The sequence below is a fragment of the Nocardia sp. NPDC003963 genome, from assembly GCF_053605105.1.
This window is the reverse complement of sequence record NZ_JBSGIP010000091.1, coordinates 1-7,781: the sequence shown is the minus strand read 5'-3', so window position 1 is coordinate 7,781 and position 7,781 is coordinate 1. Positions and strand designations below refer to the sequence as shown.

Genomic DNA, 7,781 nt, shown 5'->3' with positions numbered 1-7,781 from the left:
TCCGACTGCATCCACACCAGACGATTCACGATCGCCGCATGCGAAACAGCCACACCCTTCGGACGACCCGTCGAACCCGACGTGAAAATCACATACGCCGTATTCGACGCCCGCAACGGCGCCACCCGATCCACATCCGTCACCGCGGCATCCGCATAACCCGACAGATCCAGCGTGTCCACCGCCAGTACCGGCACACCTGTCCCCTCGGGGACAGCGTCGGCATCGGAGGTCGTGGTCAGCACGCAGACCGGTCGCGCCGTCTCGAGCACATACGCGGTCCGCTCCGCCGGATGTTCGGGATCCACCGGTACATACGCACCGCCGGCGGTGACCACCGCGTACATGGCGACCACGAGATCCGCCGACCGCCGCAGCGCCAGCCCGACCAGCGATTCCGGGCCCACGCCCTCGGAAATCAGCAGCCGAGCGAGACGATTGACGCGTCCGGCGAACTCGGCGTAGGTCAGTTCGGCGCCCTCGAACGACACCGCGATCCGATCCGGATACGCCGCGGCCGCCGTGGCGAACTCGTCGAGCAGCAACCCGGCGTCGATCGCCCGGTCGGTCGCGTTCCAGCGGTGCAGCACCAATTCGCGTTCGGCCGCGTCGAGCAGCTCGATATCACCGACGGCGGCACCCGGATCGGTGATGATCCCGTCCAGCATCCGGACCAGCCGGTCCGCGATCCGCCGTACCTCGGCCGCGTCGAACATGTCCTGCCGGTACCCGGCCCGGATCCGCAATGTGGTGCCGAGCGCGGCGACGAGGGTGAGCGGGTAGTGGGTGGCGTCGACGCCCTCGAGGCCGGCCACCGTCATCCCGTCGATATCGGCGGCCGCCGCCTGGATGCCCTCGGCATCCACCGGATACGACTCGAACACCAGCAGGGTGTCGAACAGCGCCGCCATCCCGGCCGCGGAATGGATATCGGAGAGGCTCACATAGTGGTGATCCAGCAAGTCGGCCTGTTCGACCTGGACCCGCGTCAGCAGTGACCGCACGGATTCGTTCCGGTCGAAGCGCACTCGTACCGGGATCGTGTTGATGAACAACCCGACCATGGTCTCCACACCGGGCAGTTCCGGCGGACGACCGGAGACGGTGGCGCCGAACAGTACATCGTCGCGGCCGGTCAGCCGGCCCAGCAGTACCGCCCACGCGACCTGCAGCACCGTGTTCGCCGTGACGCCGACCTCGGTGGCCAGTGCGGTCATCCGGGCGGTGGTCGCGGCGTCCAGCTCGAACGCGTACTCACCCGACAGCGCGGTGATCTCCTGTCCGGAGCCGCCCGATTCGGGGCGGACCAGCAGGGTCGGTTCCTCGACCTCCGCCAGCGCCGCCCGCCAGGTCTCCAGCGAAACCCGGCGATCCTGCCGGCCCACCCACGCCAGGAAGGCCCGATACGAATGGGCCATCGGCAGCGCGTCGGCATCGGCGCGGACCGCGTACAGGGTCAGCAGATCCCGCATGAGCAGCGGCATGGACCAGCCGTCGAGCAGAATGTGATGGTTCGACACCACGAACTGCCAGGTATCCGGTCCGGTCGCGATCAAGGTGAACCGCAGCAGCGGTGGCCGGGTCAGATCGAAGCGCCGCAGCCGGTCCGCCTCGATGAGGTCGGCGGCCGTCCGATCGCTACTGCGGTCGTACTCGGTCCAGTCGACCGGCACATCCTTCAGGACCACCTGAACCGGGTTGCCCTCGTGGTCGGTGACGAAGGCGGTGCGCAGGTTCTCGTACCGATCGATCAGGGCCTGCGCCGCCGCGCGCAACCGGACAGTGTCCACCCGGCCGGTCAGCGTCAGCACGACCTGCGCGGTGTAGACGTCCACCGACTCCGCGGCCAGTTGCGCGTGGAACCACATACCGGCCTGCATCGAGGACAGCGGCCAGATATCGGCCACCGGCATCGGGAATCGCTGCTCGATTCCCTCGATATCGGTCTGCGAGACGGCGACCAGCCCGAAATCGGACGCGGTGTGCCCACCGGCCGACGCGGAATCCACATGGCGGGCGACCGCTTCCAGCGCCTGCGCCCACAGCGCACCGAACTCGCTGATCTCCGCGGCCGTCAGCAGCGTCGACGGATACCCGATCCGCGCGGTCAGCTTGTCACCGATCACAGCGGCATTGATATCCAGCGGCGCCATGGCCGGCATATCCGTATCGAATGCCCCGACGACAACCAGATCATTGGTCTGCCACCAGCCGAAATCACGCATTTCCGCGGAGATCTCGCCTCCGCCGAATCGGCCCAGATAGTTGAAGCTCACCTGCCCCGGCAGGGTGGCCGGCAGCTGGTCCGCGGTCGCGGGGTTCATATAGCGCAGCAGACCGTAACCGATGCCCTTGTCCGGCACCGAGAGCAGCTCTTCCTTCACCGATTTGAGTACCGCGCCCAGTGCCGGGCCACCGGCGAGCGCATCCTCGATATCACCGGCCGGCGCGAACCGCACCGGGAAGATCGTGGTGAACCAGCCGACCGTGCGGGACAGATCGGCCCCCGGCACGACCTCCTCCTCACGACCGTGGCCCTCCAGCCGGACCAGCAGCGGATCCGCGGCCGCCGCCCCGGGCACCCGGCGGGCCCGCCACGCGGTGGTGGCGAGGACGAGTGCGGTGAGCAGGCCGTCGTTCACACCGCCGTGGAACAGCTTGGGCACGGTGGTGAGCAACGCCTGGGTGACTTCCGGCGACACCTCCACCGAATGGATCTCGACCGATCCTGCGGTATCGACCGCCGGATCCATCGCGCGGCCGGTCAGCAACGGGTCGGTGGTACCGGCCACGGTCTGCCAGTACTCCAGTTCGGCGACCCGCTCCGGGCTGTGCGCATGCTCTTCGAGCGCATGCGCCCAGGTCCGCATGGAGGTACTCGGCGCCGACAGTTCCGGCTTCTGCCCGGCGCTGTGCGCACCGGCGGACAGCAGGAAGTCCGGGGTCAGCACACGCCACGACACACCGTCGACCACCAGGTGGTGCGCGACGACGACCAGGTAGCCCGCGCGGTCGGCGCTATCCGGTTCCAGCCAGGCGAACCGGACCACCCCGCCGGTGGCGGGATCCAGCCGGTCCAGCGTGGCATCGACAGCGGCCTGGGCTGTTTCGAGTATCCGCTGCTCGTCTGCGGTGGCATCGAACACCGTGTGATCGATCAGCGCGTCCACATCGATCGACCCCGGTTCGGCCGTTTCGGCGAACCATTCGCCGTCTTCGTCGATCAGCCGCGCCCGCAACATATCGTGCCGGTCCAGCACCGGTCCCAGTACCGCGGCGATGGTCGCCCGGGTGACGCCGACCGGCAGGCTCAGCGTCGTCAACTGGTGGTACCGGCCGTGGGCACCGGGCCGTTCGACCATGAACCGGACGATCGGGGTGAGCGGCAGCCGACCGACCCCGCCACCGGGCAACTCGGGCAGCGACAGCACACCTTCGGCTGCTTCCCCGGCCTCGGCGACAGCGGCCAGACCGGCCACCGTGCGCTGTTCGAAGACCTGGCGCGGCGTGAACACCACCCCACGCGCTTTCGCCCGCGATACGAGCTGGATGGAGACGATACTGTCGCCACCCAGGGCGAAGAACGAATCGTCCACGCCCACCCGGTCCACACCGAGCACTTCGGCGAAGACCTCGGCGATGATCTGCTCCATCGGGTTGCGCGGACCCCGGAACGCTTCACCGGTGGCGAAAACCGGCGCCGGCAAGGCCTTCCGGTCCAGTTTTCCGTTGATGGTCAACGGGATCCGGTCCAGCGCGACCACCGCGGTCGGCACCATGTACGCGGGCAGCCGCACCGCCGTGCCCTCGCGTACCGCGTCCTGATCGAACTCGGTACCGGGCTCGGGCACGACATAGGCCACGATCCGCTGATCACCGGGACGGTCTTCCCGGACGATCACGGCGCCCTGCGCGATACCGGGCAGGGCGAGGACCGCGTCCTCGATCTCGCCGAGCTCGATCCGGAACCCGCGGATCTTCACCTGGTCGTCCGAACGCCCCAGATATTCCAGCTCACCGGCACGGTTCCAGCGCGCGACGTCGCCGGACCGGTACAGGCGCGTACCGGGCTCACCGAACGGATCGGCCACGAAACGGGCCGCCGAGAGGTCGGGCCGGCCCAGATAACCACGCGAGAGCTGGACACCGGACACATACAGCTCACCCGGTACCCCGACCGGGACCGGCTGCAACCGGTTGTCCAGCACATAGGTCCGCAGACCCGCCAGCGCGCGGCCGACGACGCTACCGGCCGCCTCCGCGACAACAGCGGCGTCCAGCGCACGGTAGGACACGTGCACGGTGGTCTCGGTGATCCCGTACATGTTCACCAGGACCGGCGATGCCGTCTCCCGGCCGTCGATCACCCGGGTCCGGCCGGCACTACCGTCGCCGTGCCGGGCCACCCAATCGGCGAGGCGGCGCAACTCCAGGGCCTCACCACCGAAGATCACATACCGCAGCGCGAGCGGGCCGGCATCGGCGGCCGCGGTCCGATCGGCCTCGGCCAGCTGATAGAACGCCGACGGAGTCTGATTCAGTACCGTCACCCGCTCGGCGCGCAACAGTTCCAGGAACTGTTCCGGCGACCGTGTCGTGTAGTAGTCCACCACCACCGACGTCCCACCGAACAGCAGCGGGCCCCACAGCTCCCACACCGAGAAATCGAAGGCGTAGGAGTGGAACAGGGTCCACACATCGTCGGGTCCGAAACCGAACTCGCGATCGGTGTCGGCGAACAACCGCACCACATTGCGATGCGCCACCGCCACGCCCTTCGGGCGGCCGGTCGAACCGGAGGTGTAGATGACATAGGCGGTGTTGTCCGGACGCAGCGGCGCGAGCCGGTCGGCATCGGTGATCGGCCCGTCGCCGAGATCGTCACCGGAATCGGCCGGCACCACCCGCGGCAGATCCGCCGGCAGGTCGACCGTCACCGAAGCATCCAGGACCACCGCTTCCGGACGGGAATCGGCGAGCACATACGCGATCCGCTCGGCCGGCGAATCGGGATCCACGGGTACGTAACCGGCACCCGATTTGATCACCGCCAGCAGCGCCACCACCAGATCCAGCGAACGCGGCAGCAATACCGCCACCAGTGTTTCCGGGCCGGCCCCGGCGGCGATCAACCGCCGCGCCAGGACGTTCGCCCGCCGGTCCAGCTCGGCGTAGGTGAGCCGATCGGATTCGAACTTCACCGCGGTCCGCTGCGCGTGCACGCCGACTACCGCGTCGAAAAGACTCGCGAGCGTGGCGGTTTCCGCCTGGTCGACCGGCTCTCCGTCGACGGTGAACACTCCGGCGCCGGCAGCGTCGCGCGTACTCACCCACTGACGCAGCACATTCGACCGCTCGACATCACCGAGCACATCGATATCACCGACCGGGATCTGCGGGTCCGCGGCGACCGCGCGCAGGATCCGCACGAACCGGTCGGCGAAGGTCTGGACGGTGGCGGCCTCGAAGAGGTCGGTGGCGAAAGTGAGCGAACCACTCATACCGTCCGCGGCGTCGGAGATCTCGCCCAGGGTGAGGTTCAGGTCGTACTGCGAGACCTCGATATCGGCATCCACGCCCGATACCGTCAATCCCGGCAGTTCCAGGCTCGACTGCGCCATGTTCTGGAAGGTGAACCCGACCTGGAACAACGGATTGCGTGCGGTCGACCGTTCCGGGTCGAGTGCCTCCACCAGACGTTCGAACGGCACATCCGCATGCGCGAATGCCTGGATATCCACCTGCCGCTGCCGCGCCAGCAGATCCGCGAACGCGGCACCGCGATCCACCCGGGTCCGCAGCACCAGCGTGTTGACGAACATACCGATCAGATCATCGAGCGCCTGCTCACCACGACCGGCCACCGGTGTACCGATCACGATGTCGTCGGTACCGGACAACCGCGACAGCAACAGCGCCCAGGCGGAATGCACCACCATGAACAGGGTGGTGCCGTGTTCCTGTGCCACCCGCAGCAGACCGGCATGGATCTCGGAATCGATAGCGATCAGCACGCGGCCACCGGCGAACGACTGCGTCTCCGGGCGCGGATGATCCGCCGGCAGGTCCAGCTGATCCGGGATATCGGCCAGCGCCGACCGCCAGTAGTCGATCTGCGTGGCCGCCAGGGATTCCCGGTCGGCCTCGTCGCCCAGCAACCCACGCTGCCAGATCGCGAAATCGGCGTACTGGACCGGCAACGGCACCCAGTGCGGGGCCGTCCCCGCCGCTCGCGCGGCGTACGCGGTCATCAGATCCCGGGTCAGCGGCTGCACCGACAGACCGTCGGCGGCGATATGGTGCACGACCGCGGCGAGTACGTATTCGTCGGCGGCACCGTCGATCCGCAGCAGGGTCAGCCGCACCGGCACCCGGTCGGCGACCTGGAAGGGCACTGCCATCAGCTCGGATACGGTGGCCTCGACCGCGGCCGCCGCCACCGAGCGCACGTCCAGCTCCGGTACCGCGCCGGATACCGGCAGAATCACCTGCGCCGGACCGGATTCGGTCTCCGGATACACGGTCCGCAACACGTCGTGCCGGGCGATCAGATCACCGACCGCCTGCCGCAATGCCGGAATATCCAGCTGCCCGGTCAACCGGATGACCATCGGGATGTTATAGGCCGTCGAACCGGAATCGAACCAGTTCAGGAACCACATCCGCTGCTGTGCCAGGGACAGCGGGATCCGCTCGACGACCGCACCCGAGGGCAGTACCCGGGTCGGCCGCGGTTGCGGCACCAGCGCCGGACGCCCGCCGGAACCGACCTGCTCTTCGAGCCGGGCGGCCAGCGTGCTCACCACGGATGCCTCGAACAGCGTCCGGACCGGCACCTGGGTGTTCAGCGCGGCACCCAGCCGCGCCACGACCTGGGTAGCCAGCAGCGAATTACCGCCGAGGGCGAAGAAATCGTCATCCGCGCCGACGCGTTCCACCCCGAGCACATCGGCGAGTACGCGGGCCACGGTCTCCTCGACCGGTGTCGACGCCGCCCGGAATTCGCGCGCCTCGAAGGCGGGCTCCGGCAACGCCTTACGATCCAGCTTCCCGGCCGGGGTCAGCGGCACCTCGTCGATCACCATCACCGACGCGGGCACCATGTAGGACGGCAACCGCTGACCGATGTACTCGCGCAACTCGGCGACATCGATCGAACGACCCGGTGCGGCCACCACGTACGACACCAGCGATAGCGCGCCCGCGGCGCTCTCGTGTCCGGTCGTGACGGCGAAGTCCACACTGCCGTGCGAAGTCAGCGCGGCATCGATCTCGCCCAGCTCGATCCGGAAACCACGGACCTTCACCTGGAAATCGTTACGACCCACATACTCCACCGCCGGATCACCGGCACTGTCGCGCTGCCATCGCACGATGTCACCCGTGCGGTACAACCGCGAGCCGGGCGCACCGAACGGATCGGCCACGAAACGCTCAGCAGTCAAACCGGCCCGCGCGTGATAACCACGCGCCAACTGGATCCCACCGACATACAACTCACCGGCCACACCCTCGGGTACCGGATTCAGCCGATCGTCGAGCACGAGCGCCCGCATACCCCGCACCGGACCACCGATCGTGACCGGATCACCCGGCAGCAGCACACCACTGATATTCGTGGCGACCGTAGCCTCGGTCGGACCGTAGGCATTGTGGAACCTGCGCTCGGACCCACCTTCGGGAATCGTCGACCATTTCGCGACGAGATCCGCCGAGATGGCTTCACCACCGGCGATGATCACTTCCATACCCGCCAGATCCGCCGGATCCAGCGACGCCAG

1 protein-coding gene is annotated in these 7,781 nt (G+C 68.0%); it reads right to left on the bottom strand.

Going from position 1 to position 7,781, the window contains the following annotated elements:
- A partial coding sequence (locus ACWEWT_RS38120) for an amino acid adenylation domain-containing protein (RefSeq protein ID WP_452565787.1) occupies positions 1-7,781 on the bottom strand: 7,781 nt, incomplete at both ends.